Source organism: Streptomyces sp. UNOB3_S3 (assembly GCF_020740895.1).
Lineage (GTDB): Bacteria > Actinomycetota > Actinomycetes > Streptomycetales > Streptomycetaceae > Streptomyces.
Genome location: NZ_JAILXP010000051.1, coordinates 1 through 20,078 on the forward strand (window position 1 = coordinate 1; position 20,078 = coordinate 20,078).

At 72.9% G+C, this 20,078-nt stretch carries 18 protein-coding genes; 4 read left to right on the plus strand and 14 right to left on the minus strand.

What is annotated here, in order from left to right; all coding sequences use genetic code 11:
- The coding region (gene treY, locus K6I33_RS08355; RefSeq protein ID WP_229349387.1) for a malto-oligosyltrehalose synthase at positions 1-2,277 on the minus strand (2,277 nt) is incomplete at its 3' end.
- 110 nt (positions 2,278-2,387) lie between these two features.
- Positions 2,388-4,538, minus strand: coding sequence for a glycogen debranching protein GlgX (gene glgX / locus K6I33_RS08360; protein ID WP_229349389.1), 2,151 nt, complete (start codon positions 4,536-4,538; stop codon positions 2,388-2,390).
- Between the two features lie 272 nt (positions 4,539-4,810).
- Here glgX and K6I33_RS08365 point away from each other — a divergent pair, with 272 nt between their 5' ends.
- Together K6I33_RS08365 and K6I33_RS08370 are read left to right on the plus strand one after the other, a co-directional pair.
- Positions 4,811-6,061 carry an SAV2148 family HEPN domain-containing protein gene (locus tag K6I33_RS08365; RefSeq protein WP_229349392.1) on the plus strand — a complete coding sequence of 417 codons (1,251 nt, stop codon included), beginning with the start codon at positions 4,811-4,813 and terminating at the stop codon, positions 6,059-6,061.
- A gap of 152 nt (positions 6,062-6,213) precedes the next feature.
- Positions 6,214-6,933, plus strand: coding sequence for an exonuclease domain-containing protein (locus K6I33_RS08370; protein WP_229349394.1), 720 nt, complete (start codon positions 6,214-6,216; stop codon positions 6,931-6,933).
- A 179-nt stretch (positions 6,934-7,112) separates the two neighbouring features.
- Here K6I33_RS08370 and K6I33_RS08375 read toward each other — a convergent pair whose 3' ends face one another.
- Complete coding sequence (locus K6I33_RS08375; protein ID WP_229349396.1) at positions 7,113-7,427, minus strand: hypothetical protein; 315 nt, start codon at positions 7,425-7,427, stop codon at positions 7,113-7,115.
- A 187-nt stretch (positions 7,428-7,614) separates the two neighbouring features.
- On the opposite strand from K6I33_RS08375, the gene K6I33_RS08380 reads away from it, so the two are divergent.
- The gene (locus K6I33_RS08380; RefSeq protein WP_229349398.1) at positions 7,615-8,547 is read left to right on the plus strand and encodes a zinc metalloprotease; all 933 of its coding nucleotides are present in this window, start codon (positions 7,615-7,617) and stop codon (positions 8,545-8,547) included.
- 26 nt (positions 8,548-8,573) lie between these two features.
- On the opposite strand, the gene K6I33_RS08385 is transcribed toward K6I33_RS08380, so the two are convergent.
- Both K6I33_RS08385 and K6I33_RS08390 read right to left on the minus strand, forming a co-directional pair.
- Positions 8,574-9,440, minus strand: a complete 867-nt coding sequence (locus K6I33_RS08385; RefSeq protein ID WP_229349400.1) for an aminoglycoside phosphotransferase family protein — start codon at positions 9,438-9,440, stop codon at positions 8,574-8,576.
- Between the two features lie 164 nt (positions 9,441-9,604).
- Complete coding sequence (locus K6I33_RS08390; RefSeq protein ID WP_229349402.1) at positions 9,605-12,442, minus strand: NACHT domain-containing NTPase; 2,838 nt, start codon at positions 12,440-12,442, stop codon at positions 9,605-9,607.
- Positions 12,443-12,499: 57 nt separating this feature from the next.
- On the opposite strand from K6I33_RS08390, the gene K6I33_RS35975 reads away from it, so the two are divergent.
- Complete coding sequence (locus K6I33_RS35975; protein WP_275126657.1) at positions 12,500-12,628, plus strand: hypothetical protein; 129 nt, start codon at positions 12,500-12,502, stop codon at positions 12,626-12,628.
- Here K6I33_RS35975 and K6I33_RS08395 read toward each other — a convergent pair.
- The 9 genes from K6I33_RS08395 to K6I33_RS08435 all read right to left on the minus strand — a co-directional run bounded on the left by K6I33_RS08395 (position 12,618) and on the right by K6I33_RS08435 (position 20,064).
- Entirely contained in the window at positions 12,618-13,367 is a 750-nt protein-coding gene (locus tag K6I33_RS08395) for a sirohydrochlorin chelatase (RefSeq protein WP_229349404.1), read from the minus strand. The genes K6I33_RS35975 and K6I33_RS08395 overlap by 11 nt on opposite strands.
- A gap of 10 nt (positions 13,368-13,377) precedes the next feature.
- Positions 13,378-14,268 carry an ABC transporter permease gene (locus K6I33_RS08400; RefSeq protein ID WP_229349406.1) on the minus strand — a complete coding sequence of 297 codons (891 nt, stop codon included), beginning with the start codon at positions 14,266-14,268 and terminating at the stop codon, positions 13,378-13,380.
- On the minus strand, positions 14,255-15,064 hold the full coding sequence (locus K6I33_RS08405) for an ABC transporter ATP-binding protein (RefSeq protein WP_229349408.1): 810 nt from the start codon (positions 15,062-15,064) through the stop codon (positions 14,255-14,257). The genes K6I33_RS08400 and K6I33_RS08405 overlap by 14 nt, the downstream gene beginning before the upstream one ends.
- A gap of 55 nt (positions 15,065-15,119) precedes the next feature.
- Positions 15,120-16,223 (minus strand): aliphatic sulfonate ABC transporter substrate-binding protein, encoded by a 1,104-nt coding sequence (locus K6I33_RS08410; RefSeq protein WP_229349410.1) that lies wholly within the window; start codon positions 16,221-16,223, stop codon positions 15,120-15,122.
- Between the two features lie 162 nt (positions 16,224-16,385).
- On the minus strand, positions 16,386-17,723 hold the full coding sequence (locus tag K6I33_RS08415; RefSeq protein WP_229349412.1) for a sulfate adenylyltransferase subunit 1: 1,338 nt from the start codon (positions 17,721-17,723) through the stop codon (positions 16,386-16,388).
- Between the two features lie 2 nt (positions 17,724-17,725).
- Positions 17,726-18,640: a sulfate adenylyltransferase subunit CysD gene (cysD, locus tag K6I33_RS08420; protein ID WP_229349414.1), complete on the minus strand. Its 915-nt coding sequence runs from the start codon at positions 18,638-18,640 to the stop codon at positions 17,726-17,728.
- Complete coding sequence (gene cysC / locus K6I33_RS08425) at positions 18,637-19,221, minus strand: adenylyl-sulfate kinase (RefSeq protein ID WP_374283822.1); 585 nt, start codon at positions 19,219-19,221, stop codon at positions 18,637-18,639. The genes cysD and cysC overlap by 4 nt, the downstream gene beginning before the upstream one ends.
- Entirely contained in the window at positions 19,218-19,901 is a 684-nt protein-coding gene (locus tag K6I33_RS08430) for a phosphoadenylyl-sulfate reductase (protein WP_229349416.1), read from the minus strand. The genes cysC and K6I33_RS08430 overlap by 4 nt, the downstream gene beginning before the upstream one ends.
- Positions 19,888-20,064, minus strand: a complete 177-nt coding sequence (locus tag K6I33_RS08435) for a hypothetical protein (RefSeq protein ID WP_229349418.1) — start codon at positions 20,062-20,064, stop codon at positions 19,888-19,890. Before K6I33_RS08435 ends, K6I33_RS08430 begins: the two co-directional genes overlap by 14 nt.
- Between the last annotated feature and the right edge of the window lie 14 nt (positions 20,065-20,078).

Below are 20,078 nucleotides of genomic sequence, written 5' to 3' on the forward strand. Positions count from 1 at the left end.
GCCCCCCAGCAGATCCCGCCATGTTCCGTCCCCGGGCAGTTCCAGGGTCGTGTCCTGCCAGCCGCCCGCTTCCCCCAACCGCCCTGCCAGCCGTGTCGCCACGGTGACGACCTCGCCCGCCCGCGCGAAGGCCACACAGTGCTGCGCCGCCGGGCCGGACGCGTACAGCGGCACATACGAACCCTCCTCCCCGAACCACTCCGGCCGTTCGCGCCGCAGCCGCAGCGCGGCCCGCGTCAGCCGCAGCTTCTCGCCGGCGAGCCCGCCCTCCGCTTCGTCGGGGACGGGGGGCACCCACCGGTTGTCCGGGTCGACGAGCGCCCGGTACAGCCCCTCCGTCCCCATGTACACGTCCGGCACCCCCGGCATCGTCAGATGCAGCAGCGCGGCCCCCAGGGTGTTGGCCCGTATCGCGGCCCCGGCCTCCTCCTCGAACGCGGCCAGCGCCGCCCGGCCCGGCGCCCCGCACGGGCCGGTGAGGACGAACGCCTCGACCGCCGCCTCGTACGCCGCGTCCGGCTCCGTCCACGTCGTCAGCAGCGCGGCCTCCCGCGCGCCCTTCAGGACGGCCGGCGTGAGCCGGGCGGCGTCGGGGGAGCCCAGCGCGAAGGCGTTCTGCCAAGCGGTCCACGCCAGGTGGGGGTCCGGCGCGGGGGAGCCGGACCACATCCGGTCCATCAGCCGGGCCCAGCGCGCCGGGTGTTCGCTCAGCGCGGCGACGCGCGCCCGCGCGTCCGCGCTGCGCTTGGTGTCGTGGGTGGACAGGACGGTCCCGGTCGTGGGCCAGTCGCGCCGCAGCCGGGCGCAGAAGGCGTGGAACTCCTCCGGGGCGACCGCCGGCCGGTCGGGGGTGCCGCCCACCTCCGTCGCCGACAACAGGGGCGCGTAGCGGTAGAAGGCGGTGTCCTCGACGGACTTGGCGCGCAGCGCCGACGCCGTCTGGGCGAAGCGCGCGCAGAAGTCCCGCTGGTCGGGGCCGTCGCCGAGGCGGCCGAGGGCGGCGTCGCGGATCAGCTCGACGGCCCGGGCCTCGCCGGGCACGGCGAAGGCGCCCAGGGCGCCCCGGGCGGCCTCCTCCAGCAGCGCGGCGTCGGCGGTCGCGGCGGGCCGTCCCGCCGCGACGTACGGGCGGTAGACGGGCAGCCGGACGAGGATCTCGCACAGGGCGGTGCGCAGCGCCCAGGGGGCGTGGTCGCGCAGCCGGTGGGAGGTCTCGCAGAGCCGGACGGCGGTGCGGACGAGCCGTTCGGTCTCGGCGGCCAGCTCGTGGCCGATGACCCGGTGGGCGGCGCGGCGCACGGTCGCGGGCCAGTCGCCGCCGCGGTCGGGCGGGCAGCCGGTGAAGGCGAGGTAGGCGGCGGTGAGTTCGCCGAGCCCGGCGGGGTCGGTGAAGAGGCCGTCGAGCCGGCGCAGTGCGTCGTAGCCGGTGGTGCCGGCGACGGGCCAGCCGCCGGGCAGCCGTTCGTCCCCGGCGAGGATCTTCTCGACGACCGTCCACCGTCCGCCGGTGGCGTCGCGCAGCCGCCGCAGATACGCGGGCGGGTCGGCGAGCCCGTCCGGGTGGTCGACGCGCAGCCCGTCGAGGACGCCCTCGCGCAGCAGGCGGAGGATCGTGGCGTGGGTGGCGGCGAAGACCTCCGGGTCCTCCACGCGCACCGCGATCAGCTCGGAGACGGTGAAGAAGCGCCGGTAGTTGAGCTCGGTGCGGGCCAGCCGCCACCAGGCGGGGCGGTACCACTGGGCGTCCAGCAGCTCGGGCAGCGGCAGCCGTTCGGTGCCGGGCCGCAGGGGGAGGACGTGGTCGCCGTAGCGCAGCACGCCGTCGCCGGTGGTGAAGCGTTCCAGCTCGTCGCCGAGCCGGCCGGCGAGCACGGGCAGCAGCACTTTGCCGCCGTGCTCGGCCCAGTCGATGTCGAACCAGCGGGCGTACGGGGAGGCCGGGCCGTCGCGCAGCACGTGCCACAGGGGGCCGCCGGGGCGCCCGGCGGCGGGCAGGGCCATGTGGTTGGGCACGATGTCGGCGATCAGCCCCAGCCCGTGCGCGCGGGCGGTACGGGCCAGGGAGCGCAGCCCGTCCTCGCCGCCCAGCTCCGCCCGTACCGCCGTGTGGTCGACGACGTCGTAGCCGTGCGTGGAGCCCGGGACGGCCTCCAGGAGCGGGGAGAGATGGAGATGGGACACGCCGAGCCCGGCGAGGCGGGGCACGGCACGCTCGGCCGCCGCGAAGGGAAAGGCGGGCTGGAGCTGGAGCCGGTACGTGGCGGTGGGCGGCTTCACAAGAACATACGTACCCACCTCCGGGCCCCGTTAGGGGCGCGGGGCTGTGCCTGACATGCGGCTGCCGCCGCGTGGGCGCGACAAGCCCCCACCGGCCCGCAGTGGGAACGCTAGGCCGGCCGCTGCAGCACCGCCAGACTGCGGTCCGTGAGCGTCAGCCGCTCACCCGCCCGGACCTTCGGTCCGTCCGCCTCGACGCCCTCCGGGCGCGTCGTGTCGACGACGACCTGCCACTGCGCGCCGTGGTCGGCCGGGACGGTGAAATCCAGCGGCCGGTCGTGCGCGTTGAACATCAGCAGGAAGGAGTCGTCGGTCACCGGCTCGCCCCGCGGCCCGGGCTCGGAGATGGCGCCCCCGTTGAGGAAGACGGTCAGGGACCTGGCGTGGGCGACCTGCCAGTCGCCGTCCCGCATCTCCTCCCCTTCCGGGGTGAACCAGGCGATATCGGATAGATCGTCGTGGGTGCCCTGCACCGGGCGGCCGTGGAAGAAGCGCCGGCGGCGGAAGACGGGGTGGTCGCGGCGGAGCCAGACCAGCGACCGGGTGAAGCGCAGCATCCGCAGCGCCCGGGCCGTCGCCTCGTCCACGTCCTCCCCCTCCGGCTCCTCCGGACGGCCCGGCCAGCGCACCCAGGACAGCTCGCCGTCCTGGCAGTACGCGTTGTTGTTGCCCCGCTGGGTGCGGGCGAACTCGTCGCCGTGGCTGAGCATCGGCACGCCCTGCGAGACCATCAGGGTGGCGATGAAATTGCGCATCTGCCGCTCGCGCAGGGCGAGGATCCCCGGGTCGTCGGTCGGCCCCTCGGTACCGCAGTTCCAGGAGCGGTTGTGGCTCTCGCCGTCCCGGTTGTCCTCGCCGTTGGCCTCGTTGTGCTTGACGTCGTACGAGACGAGGTCGTGGAGGGTGAAGCCGTCGTGGCAGGTGACGAAGTTGACGGAGGCCAGCGGGCGCCTGCTGTCGCCCTGGTAGAGGTCGGAGGAGCCGGTCAGCCGGGAGCCGAACTCCGCCAGGGTGGCCGGCTCGCCCCGCCACAGGTCCCGCGCGGTGTCCCGGAACTTTCCGTTCCACTCGGTCCACAGGGGCGGGAACTTGCCGACCTGATAGCCGCCCTCGCCCACGTCCCACGGCTCCGCGATCAGCTTCACCTGACTGACCACCGGATCCTGCTGCACCAGGTCGAAGAACGACGACAGCCGGTCCACCTCGTGGAACTGCCGCGCCAGCGTCGCCGCCAGATCGAAGCGGAAACCGTCCACCCGCATCTCGGTCACCCAGTAGCGCAGCGAGTCCATGATGAGCTGAAGGACGTGCGGGCTCCGCATCAGCAGCGAATTGCCGGTGCCGGTGGTGTCCATGTAGTAGCGCGGATCGTCGGTCAGCCGGTAGTACGACGCGTTGTCCAGCCCCCGGAACGACAGCGTCGGCCCCAGATGGCTGCCCTCGGCCGTGTGGTTGTACACCACATCCAGGATCACCTCGATGCCCGCCGCGTGCAGCGCCCGCACCGCCGTCTTGAACTCCAGCACCTGCTGGCCCCGGTCGCCCCACGAGGCGTACGCGTTGTGCGGCGCGAAGAAGCCGATGGTGTTGTAGCCCCAGTAGTTGACCAGCCCCGTGTCCACCAGCCGGTGGTCGTGCACGAACTGATGGACCGGCATCAGTTCGATCGCCGTGACCCCCAGCTCCGTCAGATGCCCGATCACCGCCGGATGCGCCAGCGCCGCGTACGTGCCCCGGATCTCCTCCGGCAGCGCGGGGTGAAGCATCGTCAGGCCCTTCACATGGGCCTCATAGATGACCGTGCGGTGATACTCCGTACGTGGCGGCCGGTCGTCCCCCCAGTCGAAGTACGGATTGACCACCACCGAAGTCATCATGTGCGGTGCCGAGTCCATGTCATTGCGCTTCTCCGGCCGCCCGAAGTGATAGCCGTAGACCGCCTCCCCCCAGTCCACCGCCCCGCCCACGGCCTTCGCGTACGGGTCGAGCAGCAGCTTGGCGGAGTTGCAGCGCGGTCCCCGCCGGGGCTCGTACGGGCCGTGCGCCCGGAAGCCGTACCGCTGACCCGGCATCACACCCGGGAGATACGCGTGCCATACGAAGGCGTCCGTCTCCCGCAGCTCCACCGCCGTCTCCGAGCCGTCCTCGTGCAGCAGGCACAACTCGATCCGTTCGGCGGCCTCCGAGAAGACCGCGAAATTGGTCCCGGCGCCGTCGTACGTGGCACCGAGCGGGTACGCCTGTCCCGGCCAGACCTGCATGCCCAGAAGTCTTCCACCCCGGGCCGCGCTTTCCGCAGATCTTCGGCAAAAGCCGGTCCGCCGCCCGCCCCGAGGGCTCCGCCGAGCGGGTGACGCCACCCTTCCGGCTACTTCTGGCTATGAATCAGATCACGTCCGGCGCCCGGCTGTCGGACAACCGGCACGTCCGGCGGCAGAGTTGGCCGAAGGCCCGGCGGACGCGGGTGCACCCCCTCCCGCCCGCACAGTAGTCTGCCTTGATCGTTGGGACGGGGGCGGAAGGCGGTGCGCAGGTGAGCTCGGGCGGGCTGGAGCTGCCCCCTGGGGACGGCTGTCCGGAAGAGGACGGCACGTCCGACACCCCTCCGGGCGTGGTCTCCCTGACCCGCCCGAGGGAGATCGGGGCGGAACTGGACTGGGGCGCCGACGCCTGGGGCGAGGTGCGCACGCGCGCCCGCCGGGCGGGGCGCGCCTACATATGGCTCAATCTGGTCGAGCAGCGGCTCCGCGCCGTCGTCGCCGCCGTGCTGCGCCCGGTCTACGAGCCGGTCCACGGCGACGAGGAATGGGTCGTCGCGGCCGCCGGCCCGGCCGGCCAGGAGTGGGTGCAGCGCGCCGTCGCCGTCCGCGAGGTCAGCCGCCGCAAGGGCTATCTGCTCGACCCGGCCGACGACAACGTCCTCAGCTTCCTCACCCTGCCCCAGCTGCGCGAGCTGGTCGTCCAGCACTGGCCGTGCTTCGAGCCCTACCTCGACGACCGGCGCGAACTCGAACTCGCACTGGACGAGCTCGAGGTGGCCCGCAACGTCGTCTCCCGCAACCGGGCGCTCTCCCAGACCGTCCTCGCCCAGGCCGAACGTGCCTCGGCCCGGCTGCTGGACATCCTCGGCAGCGGCCACGGCGCGGGCACGCCCTCCGCCGACCGGCTGCCCATAGACGCCGTCGAGGACCTCGTCGGCGACCGCTACGCCGATGTCGTCGGCGTCCACCCCGACCGGGTGCGCCTCCAGCGCCAGCTGCCCGTCGAGGACCTCTTCGGCAGCGCCCGCCGCCTCGACGCCGTCGGCATAGGCCTGAACCTGCTCGTCCAGAACTACTCCGGGCGGCGCATGGTCCGCCTCGCCGAGGCCGGCTGTCGCACCCGGCTGCTCTTCCTCAACCCCGCCAGCAGCGCAGTGCGCCGCCGGGAGCGGGAACTGGGGATCAAGAAGGGCGAGATGAGCCGGTCCGTGGAGATGAACATCATGCACATGCGGCGGGTCCGCGACCGGCTGCGCGACACCGGCGGCTTCGAGATCCGCGTCTTCGACGAGACCCCCCGCTTCACCGCCTACCTGATCAACGGCGACGGCTCGGACGGCGTGGCCGTCGTCCAGTCGTACCTGCGCAAGGCCCGCGGCATGGAGTCGCCCGTGCTCGTCCTGCGCGGCGGCCACGGCCGGAGCGTGCTGCGGGAGGGCCGGACCGACGCGGACGGCGGTCTCTTCGAGACCTACCGTGAGGAGTTCGAGGGCGTGTGGGAGGACTCCCGGCCGGTGTCGTAGCGGACTCCCCGCAGCACTCCTCGCAGGACTCCTCACCGCACTCCTCACGGCCGGTCTCTCCTTCGGCCCGGGCCCGGGCCCGGCCCGTTGTCAGTGGGCCGTGCGACGCTGGGGACCAGACGGGGGAAGCACAACCGACAGGGGGGACCGCGATGGCCTGGCACGAGGAGCGTCTGGTCGGCTTCGATCTGGAGACGACGGGCACCGACCCGTCGACGGCCCGGATCGTCACCGCGGCGGTCGTGGAGACCAAGGGCGGCGAGGTCGTCGCGGGCCGGCTCTGGCTGGCCGACCCGGGCACGCCGATACCGGCCGAGACCACGGCGATCCACGGCATCACGACCGAGCGGGCCGCAGACTGCGGGCGGCCGGCGCGCGAGGTGGCGGAGGAGGTGGCCACCGCCCTGGCCGGCCACTGGTCGATGGGCGTGCCGGTCGTCGCGTACAACGCGGCCTTCGATCTGAGTCTGCTCTCGGCCGAGCTGGCGCGGTACGGCCTGCGGTCGCTGACCGAGCGGCTGGGCGAGGACGGCGCGGGCGCGCCGGCGGCTGTGGGCCCGGTCGTCGACCCCCTCACCATCGACCGTGCCGTCGACCGCTTCCGCAAGGGCCGGCGCACTCTGGCCGCCGCCTGCGGGGAGTACGGCGTCGTGCTCGACGGGGCGCACGAGGCGGGCGCGGACGCCCTGGCGGCCGTGCGCGTGGCCCGCGCGATAGCCGGGCGGTACGAGGACGTCGCGGCGGCCGACCTGTGGGAGCTGCACCGCGACCAGGAGCGGTGGTACGGGGAGTGGGCGGCCGGCTATCAGAAGTGGCTGCGGCGCCAGGGCAATCCGGAGGCGGTGGTGGAGGGAACGTGGCCGCTGCGCTGAGCCGAGCGGCTGCGCGCGGCGACGGGCACGGCGCCGGCTGAGCGGCCTTGGCGAAGTCCGGTGCGGTTCGGCAGCGCCCCGAAGGGGCGCGGGGCAGTGTCGATACGCGGCTACCGCCGCGTGGGCGCGACCAGCCACGACGCACCAGCGGACGACGTACCGGACTTCCGGCGGAGCGCTCAGCCCCGTACCCTGAGCGCGCTCTCGTCGCAGGAGACGATCTCCAGCTCCCGTCCGGGCCGCCCCGCCTCGGGGAAGGAGATCGTCAGCCGGACGCCGTCCTTGGTCTGCCAGACGCCGGGCACGGAGTCGGGGGCGTCACCGCGCCCGATGGGGTGGTCGGTGAACGTTCCGTCGGCGGCGAACTCCATCCCTTCCCGCCCTCGCGAGGGCGGGAAGGGATAGTCGGCGGGCCGGTAGACGGCGATGTCGGCGGAGTCCTCTTCACGGGAATGCGTCCAGCGCCGGAAGAGAGCCTGGGGTGGCTCGTTCATTCCTCAAACACCTCGGCAATCGCCCGGATTCACCTGAATGGCGGGATCCGGAAGGTTGACATACGGTTGGAATTGAATTCCGCGATATCCATCTCTTTCCACGTCCTACGGGTCTACCGTAGACGCCATCGGGCCCGACTCTCTCCCGTAACTCGCCGTGTTCCACGGCGATCAGAGGAGGTGCAGCATGCCCGAGAACCGGCAGAACGCCACAGCCGAGAGGTCACCCGAGAGCCTGCTGTGCGGGACGATGGAAGTCCACCGCAGACTGCTCACCGAACACGCTCCGTACGCGGAGGCGCGCGCGGCCCTCGAGAACAAGGCCTTCGCCTATGAGAAGGGGCACGAGCGGACCACCCGTGCCGGAGTGACCCTCATCGAGGTCGTCGTCCACGTCGTGCACCAGAACGGCGCGCAGAACATCGACGACGCCCAGATCGCCAGCCAGATCGAGGCCCTCAACCGGGACTACCGCAAGACCAACGCGGATGTCTCCGGCGTCCCGGCCGTCTGGCAGGCGCTGGCAGCCGACTGCAACATCGAGTTCCAGCTGGCCACCACCGACCCGTCCGGGGCGCCGACCAACGGCATCACCCGTACCAAGACCGCGACCGCGAGTTTCGGTACCGACGACGCCGTGAAGTCGACGGCGACCGGCGGCCAGGACCCCTGGCCCTCCGACCGCTATCTCAACCTGTGGTCCTGCGAGCTGGGCGGCGGGCTGCTCGGGTACGCGCAGTTCCCCGGCGGACCGCCCGCCACCGACGGCGTGGTCATCCTCCACTCCGCGTTCGGCACCAGCGGGACCGCGACGGCACCCTTCAACCTGGGCCGCACCGCGACCCATGAAGTGGGCCACTGGCTGAACCTCTTCCACATCTGGGGCGACGACGGCACGGCCTGCAACGGCACCGACTTCGTGGCCGACACACCCAACCAGGGCGGGCCCAACTTCGGCGCGCCGGACTTCCCCCGCGTCACGTGCAACAACGCACCCGACGGCGACATGTTCATGAACTACATGGACTACGTCGACGACGCGGCCATGTTCATGTTCACGGAGGGCCAGCTGGCGCGGATGAACGCCACCCTCGACGGACCGCGCTCCTCGTTCCTCTAGCCGCGCAGCTCCAAAGGGACAGCCGGTCAGAAGGGGTACCAGCGCACCGCCGGGTCGTCCTCGCGCAGCGAGGCGACCCGGCGGCGGAACTCCGCGAGGGCGGCCGGATTGCCCAGCGCGTGCTGCGCCACCCAGGCGCAGCTCGCCGTCTCCCGGGCGCCGCGCAGCACGGCGCAGCCCTCCCACTCCCGGACGTCCCAGCCGTAGGTGTGGACGAAGGAGTGGTAGGCGTCCGGGTCCAGCCCGTACCGGTCCTTGCTGAGGGCCATCACCACCAGGTCGTGCTCCCGCAGGTCCGAGGCGAAGGTCTCCAGGTCCACCAGCACGGGCCCGTCCGGCCCGATGTGGACATTGCGGGGGAGGGCGTCACCGTGGATCGCCCCCGGCGGCAGCTGCGGGACGAGGGCGGCGGCCGCGGCGGCGAACCCGTCGCGGCGCTCGCGCAGATAGTCGGCGTCGGCCGGGTCGATCGCCGTCCCGGCCAGCCGCAGCCACCGCTCGACGCCGCCCAGCAGATCACGCCGGGGCAGCCCGAACCCCGGGTCCGGCAGGACGTGCACCTGCCGGAGCAGGACGGCCAGGTCGGCGGGACCGGCGGGGCGCTCGGCCGCGGGGAGGCGGTGCCAGAGCGTCACGGGGTGCCCTTCGGCGACCAGCACCCCGGGCTCCGCGGCCCGCACCGCGGGCACGTCCGCCTCCGCGAGCCAGGCGGCGATCCGCAGCTCCCGGCCGGCCCGCTCCACGAGGGACGCGTCCCGGCCGACCTTCGCGACGAGGCCGTCGGCGGCGAACACCGCGTTCTCGCCGAGGGACAGCAGCTCGGCCTCGGCGGCGTGGACCGGGGTGCCCGCCGCCGCGAGGAGCTCGCGCGCCCGTTGTTCGGTGAATGCCACGCCGTTCCTTCCACTTCTCCGTCGTACAGGATGCCGTCAGTCTCTCCCATGCGGGGGCGGTATCCGGACACGCCGGAGTTCGGCCGATCACGTAACCCCTGGTACGGTCGCGTCCCATCGGCCGCCGTGCCCAACCCCCACGGGGCACGGCGGTCGTCGGACGATCAGGAGCGGGGCCCGGGGACGAGCGTGACCCTGCCGGCCGGGAAGAGATCCAGGCCGAGGACCGCCTCGGTTTCCTCGACGCGGACATGGAGCCGGTCGATGCCGGCGAGCGGCGTCAGGTCGACGTCCGTGGGGCCCAGCCGGCCGTCGATCCCGAGCGACCGGAGGGCCGGGAAGACCTTGCCCACGGCTGTCAGGTCGATGGGGGCGTGCGAGGGATCCAAGAGCGTGAGTTCCCGGACCTGAGGGAAGGGCGGGCTCTCGATGAGCCGGGACATGTTCTGCCCGGTGATCCGTAGGTGCGTCAGGTGCGGCAGGCGGGTGAGTTCCTCGCGATCCCTTTCGGGAAAGCTGGTGGCCTGGATGCTGAGGCGTTCCAGTCCGCCGAACGCGTCGATGCCCGTCAGGGATCGTGAGGCGTTGCGCTGCCACGCGTGGAGCTTCCGCAGCTTGGGCATGGCGGGGAGCGACGACGTGTGCGACCGGTGCACGGGAAGGTCGAGGTCCAGCTCGTCGAGCTCGGGGAGCTCCGACAGCCGGCGCAGGTCGTGCGGGCGGGTGTCCCAGATCAGCAACTGGGTGAGCGGGAGTCCGGCGAGCGGCGACAAGTCGGCTATCTCCGAGCATTTCGACAGCCAGAGTCTCCGCAGTCCCGGCAGGCTCCGGAGGAAGGTCACGTCGGTCAGCCGGTGATTGGCGGACAGCCTGATGGCCGTCAACCGGTCCGGATCGACCGCCCTCATGATGTCGTCCGCGGAGAGGTTCCCGACGAAGCAGATGTCCGACTTCTGGGGGAGCCCGGGCATCAGCCTCAGAGCGGTGGGGCTGTGCACCGTGATGGGACAGCCGGCGGGCAGCCGGCCGAGGATCTCCTCCGCGAACTCCTCGGTGTCGAACGCGCCCCACCTCCCCGAGAGCACCTCGTGGACAAGCGGGCTGGGGCTGGCGCAGTACCGTTTGAGCAATGTCAGGGCGGCGTCCCCGCCCACCGCCGCCGCCGTGCGGACGACGGCCGCCGCCTCCGTGTCCGGGAGCCCCTCCGGCCGCCCCGGCAGGAGGTCCAGGATGACCGACCCCACCGCGGCCAGCTCCAGCGCCTCGTCGGACGTACGCGGCGGCAGCAAGGTCGCCGCCCGTTGCTCCACCGCCGCCCGGACCTCCGGGACCAGCTCGTCGGCCTGCTCCAGACAGGCCATGGCGAGCAGCCGCAGTCGCGTCCGGTGGCCGGCGTCCCGGTCGCCGCGTGTCGTCAGCCGGTTGAGCAGCGCCGCCCGTTCGGCGGGCCGGGCGTGGGCCACGGCCATCCGTACGACGTCCTCCCATTGGCCGTCGTGGGCGTTCTGCACCAGCAGGCCGAGGTCGTGTTCCTCCACGGCCGCCTTCGCGCCGAGGTAGTCCTGGAAGGTGCGGTGGACGAAGTCGAGGGTGTCCGCCGTCGGCCTGCGCAGCAGTCCGCAGCGCGAGACCAGGTGGGTGAGGACGCGCCGGGCGTCGCCCTGCTCGGCGACGGCCGGCATCGCCGGGAGGGCGCCCTCGATGACGGCCAGCGCGGTCTCCTCCTCCATCTCCGCCTGTTTGTTGCGAATGAGCCAGTACGCCAGCCGTTGCAGCAGCCGGACCGCCTCCTGCCGGCTCAGGGTGATCCCTTCCGGGGCCTCGACACCCCGCTCGTGGTCCCTGCGCCCCAGCAGCATGGCCAGCGCCGCCTCGTACAGCTCCATCCGGCTCCGGGGGAGCCGGCTGCGGCGGTCGCGGTGGAGCGCGCACATCAGGGCGCACATCAGCGGGGTGGTCGCCAGCTGGGCCAGGGGCCGCTGGGCCCGTACCGCGTCCTTGAAGAGTTCTTCGAGGCCGGGGTCGGTGCCGGCCGCCGCGTGCCAGCGGGTGGCGAAGACGAGGACGTCCTTCCGGTCCATCGGCCGTACGGTCAGTTCCGCGAAACCCGCCCCGCCGAGCCAGCGTTCCGGCACCGCCGTCGGCCGTGTGGTGACGACGAAGCAGGAGTGCGGATAGGCGGCGATCAGATCGTGGAGCCAGTCCTTCGTCTCCTCGCGCCGCCGCGAAGGGACCTCGTCGATGCCGTCGATGAGCAGGAGTCCTCGCCCGCTCGTGAGGATCCGGTCCGTCCAGCCCGGCGGCTGCGCGGTCGCGAGGGGGCTCCTGATGGCTTCGAGGAAGCGCTCCGGAGCGGGCAGGGCGCTCTTGAGGTCGAGCCTGCGCAGGGGGAGGAAGAAGGGGACGGATCCCCGCAGGTGGGGGAGGGCGCCGGACGGGTCGCGCCGGGCGCAGGTGACGGCCAGCCATTGCACGAGCGTGGTCTTGCCGCTGCCCGCGAGCCCGCGGATCAGCGTCCGCCGCCGCCCCGCGAGGGCCTTCTCGGCGCGCTCGACCACGGCGAGAGCGCCGTCGTCGCGGCTGCTCGCCAGTTCCAGGCTGACGTAGGCGGGATCCAGCGGCCACCCCGCCGCGTGCGGTCCCTGCGGGTCGAGCCCGACGATGGTGAGCTCGCCGTGCCGCTCGACCACGTACCGGCGGTACCGCTCCTCGAACGCCGCGTCCTCCGCGCTGATCCGGAGGGCCTCCGGAGCGGCCTCCGCCGCCGCTCTCGCGTGCAGCGCGAGCAGCGGGCCCGGGTCGGCGCCGAGGGCCTTGGCGAGGGCCAGTACCGTGCCCTCCGCCGGTACCTTCCGCCCGTTCAGGGTCTGGCTGACGGTCGTGTGGCCCAGCCCCGCCCGCCGTTCCAGTGCCACATAGGTCAGCCCGCGCTCCAGCCGCAACCGGCGCAGGACCGTGCCCAGTTCGGCCAGTGCCCCGGACGCCCCCGCATCAGCACCCATGCGTTCATCTTCATACGCGCGAACGCCGGCGAACGGGAAATCGGCGAAGTTCGGCGCATGACTCCCGAACTGCTCGTCCTCATCGCGGCGTTCACCGCAGTCCTGTCGCGTACCGACACCACCCCCGCCGACCGCGCCGCCCTCCTCACCGCCTTCGTCAACGTCCTCACCCTGCTCACCCGGTAGCCGCCGCGACCGGGGAAGGCATGGCCAGGACCTCCTCGTACCGCCGCAGCACCAGCGCGGCCACCTCCGGGGCCGGCCCCAGGACGTCCGCGAGGTGGTCGGCCCCCCGCGCCCCCGCCGCGATACGGTCCGGCAGCCGTCCCGGCGCCAGGACGTACGGCGCGACCGCCACGCGCCGTACGCCCTCGGCGCCGCGCAGCGCGCGCACCGCGTCCTCGGTCCTCGGCGAGGAGGCGGAGGCGAACGCGGGCCGCACGGCACACCAACCACTCGTGTGCCGCCACTCCCGCGCGATTTCTGCGATCACCGCGATCGCCTCCGGGTCGGAGGAGCCCGCCGAGGCCAGGACGACCCCGGTCGAGCCCCGGTCGGCGTCCCGCACGCCGGCCTGTCGCAGCCGCCGGTCCAGCGCGTCCGTCAGCAGGGCCGACGGGCCCAGGACGTCCGCCTGGTGGACGGTCAGCGAGGGCAGTACGGCCGTCGCCCGGCCCAGCGCGGCCGGAATGTCCGCCTTGGCGTGGAACGCCCGCGTCAGCAGCAGCGGAACCGCGACCACTTCCCGTACGCCCTCCGCCGCCAGCCGTTCGAGGACGCGCGGCACGCCCGGCGCGCAGAAGTCCAGGAAGCCGACCTCCACGCGCAGCCCCGGCCGACGGGCCGCGACGCGCTCGCGCAGGGCGGCGACCGTGGCCGCGTGCCGGGGGTCGCGGCTGCCGTGGGCGACGAGGAGCAGCACCACGGAAGAGCCCCTACCGCGTCGCCAGGCCGCGCGAGCGCAGCACCCTGCGCTCCAGCGGGCTGAAGACGATCAGGTCGATGGCGATGCCGACGAACAGGATGAGGGAGATGCCGAGCAGCACCCCCGGCATGTCGGAGTCGGTGCGGGCGTTCTCCAGGTACTGGCCCAGGCCCAGGCCCAGGTCGGGCGAGGAGGCGATGAGTTCCGCCGCCATCAGCGATCGCCAGGAGAAGGCCCAGCCCTGCTTCAGTCCGGCGAGATACCCGGGCAGGGCCGCCGGCAGCAGGACGTGCCACGCCCCGCGCACGCCCGTCGCGCCCATCGTGCGGCCTGCCCGCAGATACAGCGGGGGCACCTGGTCGATGCCGGAGACCAGGCCGTTGGCGATGGACGGCACGGCGCCCAGCAGGATCACCGCGTACATCGCCGAGTCCGTGATGCCCAGCCAGATGACGGCCGCCGGCACCCAGGCCACCGACGGGAGGGACTGCAGCCCCGACAGGACCGGGCCCAGCGCCGCCCGTATCAGCGGCACCCTGGCCACCAGCAGTCCCAGGGGGGTGCCGATGGCGAGGGCGGCGAGGAAGCCGAGCAGGCCGCGCGAGACGCTGGTCCAGACGATGCCGAAGAGCGTGCCCTCCAGCCACAGCCGGCGCAGGGCGCCCCAGACGGCCGACGGGTCGGGGAGCTTGTAGTCGTCCGTGACACCGGCCAGGACCAGCAGTTTCCACACGACCAGCACCAGTACGACGGCGGTTATCGGTGGCAATACCTTGCGCAGCAGCACTTCCCGTAGCGGTGTCCGCTTCACCGGTACCGTGTCGAGGGCGTCGAGCCCGGCCTCCAGGCCGGCGAGATCCCCCTCCCCGGCCCGGGGGCGTTCGGTCTCAGTCCCGGCCATGGCGGCGGATCTCCCTCCGGAGCTCTTCGGTGATCTCGACCGACAGGTCGGCCACCGCCGCGTCCTCGATCCGGCGCGGCTGGGGGATGTCCACCGTCCACTCCCGCACCACGCGCCCAGGCCGGGACGACAGCAGCACCACCCGCTGGCCGAGCCGCACCGCCTCGCGGACGTTGTGGGTGACGAACAGCACCGACAGCGAGGTCTCCGACCAGATGCGCGTCAGCTCGTGGTGGAGCACGTCCCGGGTGATGGCGTCCAGCGCGGCGAACGGCTCGTCCATCAGCAGCACCCGGCTGTCCTGCGCCAGGGCCCGCGCCAGCGCCACGCGCTGCCGCATCCCGCCCGACAGCTCGTGCACGCGCTTGCCGTACGAGCCGCCCAGCCGGACGAGCTGGAGCAGCCGCTCCGCCTCCGCCCGGCGCTCCGCCCTCGGCACGCCGCGCAGCCGCAGGGCCAGCTCGATATTGCGGCCCGCGGTCAGCCAGGGGAACAGCGCGTGCTCCTGGAACATCAGCGCGGGGCGGCCGCCGGGCACCTCGATGGCGCCGGAGGTCGGCCGGTCCAGGCCGGCCACCAGGTTCAGCAGCGTCGACTTGCCGCAGCCCGAGGCGCCCAGCAGGCACACGAACTCCCCGGGGCGGACGTCGAGGGTGATGTCGTCGAGCACGGGCCGCTCCCCGTCGGCGCGGCCGTAGCTCTTGTGGACGTGGTCGATCCGGACGGCCGTATCCGGTGCCCGGCCCTCGCCGACGGCGGCCGTGGCGGACGTATTCGTGCTCAGTGCCGGTGCCATCCGGTCACCTCCTGGTCGGGGAGCGGGCATACGAGCCCCTACTGCCGCGTACACGTCACTGCCTGCCGAGTCGCGCCGCGTCGGCCGTGGGCCTGCCCGCGGCCTTGAGGACCTTGTTGAGCAGGGTCAGGTCGTAGATGCCGGTCAGGTCCGGCTTCTCCAGCAGCCCCGCCTTGACCGCGTGGTCCGCCTCGGCCTGGAGCGTGGAAGCCAGCGGGTCGTCCGTCGTCCTGATGGACTGCCACGCCGGGTCGAGGATCTCCGGCGGCAGTTCCTTGCCGGACAGCTTCTTCAGCGCCGCGTTGGCCGACGCCTTCGCCCGGTCGGGGTTGGCGGCGATCCAGGCGTTGGTCTTCACCGAGCCCCGCAGGACGGCCTCGACCACGTCCGGGTGGGTGTCGAGGAACTTCTGCGACACGATCACATTGGTGATGACGAACTTGCCGTCGGGCCAGAGGGTGCTCTCGTCCAGCAGCACCTTCCCGCCCTCCGACACCAGCTTGGAGGCCGTCGGCTCGGGCACCCAGGCGCCGTCCACGGAACCGGACTTGAATGCGTCGGGCGTCACCTTGTTGTCCGTGCGGACGACGGAGACGTCGCCCTTGCCGCTCTGCGGGTCGACCTTCCAGCCCTGCCCGGAGATCCAGTTGAGGAACGCCACGTCCTGGGTGTTGCCCTTCTGCGGGGTGGCGATCCGCTTGCCCTTGACGTCCTCCAGTGAGGAGATCTTCTTGGGGTCGACGACCAGCTTCACCCCGCCGGAGGCCGAGCCCGCGACGATCCGCAGGCTCTTGCCCTTGGACTTCGCATAGCCGTTGACGGCGGGCGACGGGCCGATCCAGCCGATGTCGATGGATCCCGCGTTGAGCGCCTCGATCTCCGAGGGACCGGCGTTGAAGGTGGTCGAGGCGAGCCTGGTGGTGCCCAGTTCCTTCTGGAGGATGCCCTCCTGCTCGCCGACCAGCGGCGTGGCGTGCGTGATGTTGGGGAAGTAGCCGATCCGCACGGTGTCGGCGGAGAGCTTCGCGCCGGTGGCGGCCGCGGGGCCGGCGGTGGTGCCGGAGGCCTTCTGGGAGCCGTAGCCGCAGGCGCCCAGGGCGATGGCCAGCAGCGGCAGGGCGGCGAGCGCCGGCAGTACCCGGCGAGCGGGGGATGACACGAGGGGGGTTCCTCTCGTTCAGCGATATGGGCGGTATGGGGGACGGTGACCGGCGTCAGCCCGCACATCGCCCCACGCCGCCCTGCCCGCTGCCGAGCGCACCGCTGCCGATGCGGCCGCCCTCCTTGTCGAACGTCGCGAAGACGTCCTGCGTCTGCCCCGTCATCGCTGGAAGTCCCAGCCCTCGTCGCCGTCCGCCGCCGCGAGCGGGGCGTCTGCCGTGAACGCCGCCCCGGCCATGCCCGCCGTCAGCGTCGTGCCGTCGGCGGGGTCGATCAGCAGGAACGAGCCGGTGCGCCGGGAGTCGGCGTACGCATCGAGCGCGAGCGGCTCGGCGGTGCGCAGGACGACCCGGCCGATGTCGTTGGCGGCCAGCTCGCCGGGGTCCGCGTGCTGGGTGAGGTCGTCGAGGGCCAGCCGCGACGGCACCGCCTTGACCAGCGCCTTCACCGTCCGCGTGGTGTGCTTGAGCAGCACCCGGTCGCCGGGGCGCAGCGGGCGGTCGGCCACGTGGCAGACGGTGGCCTCGACGTCCCGGGTGGTGCCGGGCGCCGCGCCGGCGGGGGCGATGAGATCGCCGCGCGAGATGTCGAGGTCGTCGGCGAGCCGCAGGGTGACCGACTGCGGGGCCCAGGCCACGTCCACCGGCCCGGCCAGGCCGTCGATGGCGGCGATCGTGCTCGTACGCCCCGACGGCAGCACCGTCACCGGCTCGCCGACGCGCAGCACACCGGAGGCGACCTGCCCGGCGTAGCCCCGGTAGTCGGGGTGCGCGGCCGTTCGGGGGCGGATGACGTACTGGACGGGGAAGCGGGCGGGCTCGGCGGTGGGATCGTCGCCGACGGGCACGGTCTCCAGGTGCTCCAGCACGGTCGGGCCGCCGTACCAGTCCATGTGGGCGGACGGGGTCACCACGTTGTCGCCCGCGAGCGCGGAGATCGGGATCGCGGTGACCTCGGGTATCCCGAGGGAGGCGGCGTACGCGCCGAACTCCCCGGCGATCGCGGCGAAGGCGGACTCGGCGTAGCCCACGAGGTCCATCTTGTTGACGGCCAGCACCACGTGCGGGACGCGCAGCAGCGCGGCGACCGCGGCGTGGCGGCGGGTCTGCTCGACGACGCCGTTGCGGGCGTCGACCAGCACCACGGCCAGCTCGGCGGTGGAGGCGCCGGTGACCATGTTGCGGGTGTACTGCACATGGCCGGGCGTGTCGGCGAGGACGAACCGGCGGCGGGCGGTGGCGAAGTAGCGGTGGGCGACGTCGATGGTGATGCCCTGCTCGCGCTCGGCGCGCAGCCCGTCGGTGAGCAGCGCCAGGTCCGGCGCGTCCTGGCCGCGGCCCAGCGACGCCCGCTCGACGGCCTCCAGCTGGTCGGCCAGGACCGACTTGGAGTCGTGGAGCAGGCGCCCGACGAGCGTGGACTTGCCGTCGTCGACGCTTCCGGCGGTGGCGAAGCGCAGCAGCGAGGTCGCCTGATCGGTGTCGGTGTCGGTGCTCATGGCTAGAAGTACCCCTCGCGCTTGCGGTCCTCCATCGCGGCCTCGGACAGTTTGTCGTCGGCCCGGGTCGCGCCCCGCTCGGTGAGCCGGGACGCCGCGATCTCGGCGATGACGGCGTGGATGGTGGCGGCGCCGGAGTCGACGGCGCCGGTGCAGGACATGTCCCCGACGGTGCGGTAGCGCACCAGGCGTCTCTCCACCCGCTCGCCGTCCCGGGGGCCTCCCCAGTCACCGGGGGCCAGCCACATGCCGTCGCGGGCGAAGACCTCGCGCTCGTGGGCGTAGTAGATCGAGGGGAGCTCGATCTTCTCGCGGGCGATGTACTGCCAGACGTCCAGCTCGGTCCAGTTGGACAGCGGGAAGACGCGCACGTGCTCGCCGGGGGAGTGGCGGCCGTTGTAGAGCTGCCACAGCTCGGGGCGCTGCCGGCGCGGGTCCCAGCCGCCGAACTCGTCCCGCAGCGAGAACACGCGCTCCTTGGCCCGGGCCTTCTCCTCGTCGCGCCGCCCGCCGCCGAAGACCGCGTCGAAGCGGTTGCCGCCGATGGCGTCGAGCAGCGGCACCGTCTGGAGCGGGTTGCGGGTGCCGTCGGGGCGCTCGCGCAGCTCGCCCCGGTCGATGAAGTCCTGCACGGACGCCACGTGCAGCCGCAGGCCCAGCTCGGCGACCGTGCGGTCGCGGTAGGCGAGGACCTCGGGGAAGTTGTGCCCGGTGTCCACGTGCAGCAGCGGGAAGGGGACGGCCGCCGGGGCGAACGCCTTGAGGGCAAGATGCAGCATGACGATGGAGTCCTTGCCGCCGGAGAACAGCAGCACCGGCCGCTCGAACTCGCCCGCGACCTCGCGGAAGACGTGCACCGCCTCGGACTCCAGCGCGTCCAGATGCGTCAGGGCGTACGGGCTGTCCTCTGTCGTCACAGCAGCCCCCTCTCCGTCAGCAGCGCGTACAGCGCCGCCGCCGACTCCTCGACGCCCTGCTCGTGCGCGGGGATCCGCAGGTCCGGGTCGGCCGGCGCCTCGTACGGGTCGTCGACGCCGGTCAGACCGGATATCTCGCCCGCCGCCCGCTTGGCGTACAGGCCCTTCACATCACGGGCGGAGCACACCTCCACCGGCGTGGCCACATGGACCTCCACATAGCCCGTGCCGCTCGCCTGATGACGTTTCCGTACCGCCTCGCGGGAATCCGCGTACGGCGCGATGACGGGCACCAGCACCGTCACGCCGTGCGCGGCCAGCAACCGCGCGACGAAGCCGATCCGCTGGACGTTGGTGTGCCGGTCCTCGCGGGAGAAGCCCAGGCCCGCCGAGAGGAACTCCCGGATCTCGTCGCCGTCCAGCACCTCCACCGGCCGGCCCTCGGCGCGCAGCCGGTCCGCGAGCGCACGGGCGATCGTCGTCTTGCCCGCGCTCGGCAGGCCGGTGAGCCACACGGTGGCGCCCACGCTCATGTTCCTCTCCAGCTCGTTCGACAGCTCGTTCGACAGGGGTTCCGTCATCCGTGCAGTCCGCATTCCGTCTTGCCCGTGCCCGCCCAGCGGCCGGCCCGCGCGTCCTCGCCCGTCAGCGTGCGGCGCGTGCAGGGCGCGCAGCCGACGGAGGTGTAGCCGTCCATCAGCAGGGGGTTGACGAGCACGCCGTGCTCGGCGACGTACGCGTCCACGTCCGCCTCGGTCCAGCGGGCGATCGGGGCGACCTTGACCTTGCCGCGCCGGGCGTCCCAGCCCACGACCGGCGTGCCGGCCCGGGTCGGGGACTCGTCGCGGCGCAGGCCGGTCGCCCAGGCGTCGTACCCGGCCAGGCCCTCCGCCAGCGGCTCGACCTTGCGCATCCGGCAGCACAGGTCCGGGTCGCGCTCGTACAGCTGCGGCCCGAACTCCGCGTCCTGCTCGGCGACGCTCCGGCGCGGGGTGAGGGTCAGGACCCGGACGTCCATCACGGCCCCGACCGCGTCCCGGGTGCCGATGGTCTCCGGGAAGTGGTAGCCGGTGTCCAGGAAGACCACGTCGACGCCCGGGCGGACGCGCGAGGCGAGGTGGGCGACCACGGCGTCCGCCATGGAGGCGGTGACGCAGAAGCGCTCGCCGAAGGTGTCGGCAGCCCAGCGCAGGATCTCCAGGGCGGGCGCGTCCTCCAGCTCCCGGCCGGCCTCGGCCGCCAGCTTCTCAAGGCCGTTCATTCGCCCGCTCCTTGACCAGGCCCCGGGCCAGCAGCCCGAGGAAGGAGAGCTTGAACGCGCGGTTGCAGGCGCCACACTCCCAGGCGCCGTGGCCCTGCTCACCGGGCCGCAGGTCCTCGTCCCCGCAGTAGGGGCAGTAGAAGGGGGCGGCGCGCTCGCTCATGGCCCCTCCTGATT

Excerpts from the sequence above, each read along its gene's own strand:
- K6I33_RS08405 (WP_229349408.1), bottom strand. The coding sequence starts at position 15,064 with ATGGCACCGGCACTGAGCACGAATACGTCCGCCACGGCCGCCGTCGGC.
- K6I33_RS08400 (WP_229349406.1), bottom strand. The coding sequence starts at position 14,268 with ATGGCCGGGACTGAGACCGAACGCCCCCGGGCCGGGGAGGGGGATCTC.
- cysC (WP_374283822.1), bottom strand. The coding sequence starts at position 19,221 with ATGACGGAACCCCTGTCGAACGAGCTGTCGAACGAGCTGGAGAGGAAC.
- K6I33_RS08380 (WP_229349398.1), top strand. The coding sequence starts at position 7,615 with ATGCCCGAGAACCGGCAGAACGCCACAGCCGAGAGGTCACCCGAGAGC.
- glgX (WP_229349389.1), bottom strand. The coding sequence starts at position 4,538 with ATGCAGGTCTGGCCGGGACAGGCGTACCCGCTCGGTGCCACGTACGAC.
- K6I33_RS08415 (WP_229349412.1), bottom strand. The coding sequence starts at position 17,723 with ATGAGCACCGACACCGACACCGATCAGGCGACCTCGCTGCTGCGCTTC.
- K6I33_RS08370 (WP_229349394.1), top strand. The coding sequence starts at position 6,214 with ATGGCCTGGCACGAGGAGCGTCTGGTCGGCTTCGATCTGGAGACGACG.
- K6I33_RS08430 (WP_229349416.1), bottom strand. The coding sequence starts at position 19,901 with ATGAACGGCCTTGAGAAGCTGGCGGCCGAGGCCGGCCGGGAGCTGGAG.
- K6I33_RS08435 (WP_229349418.1), bottom strand. The coding sequence starts at position 20,064 with ATGAGCGAGCGCGCCGCCCCCTTCTACTGCCCCTACTGCGGGGACGAG.
- K6I33_RS08375 (WP_229349396.1), bottom strand. The coding sequence starts at position 7,427 with ATGAACGAGCCACCCCAGGCTCTCTTCCGGCGCTGGACGCATTCCCGT.
- K6I33_RS35975 (WP_275126657.1), top strand. The coding sequence starts at position 12,500 with ATGACTCCCGAACTGCTCGTCCTCATCGCGGCGTTCACCGCAGTCCTG.
- K6I33_RS08390 (WP_229349402.1), bottom strand. The coding sequence starts at position 12,442 with ATGGGTGCTGATGCGGGGGCGTCCGGGGCACTGGCCGAACTGGGCACG.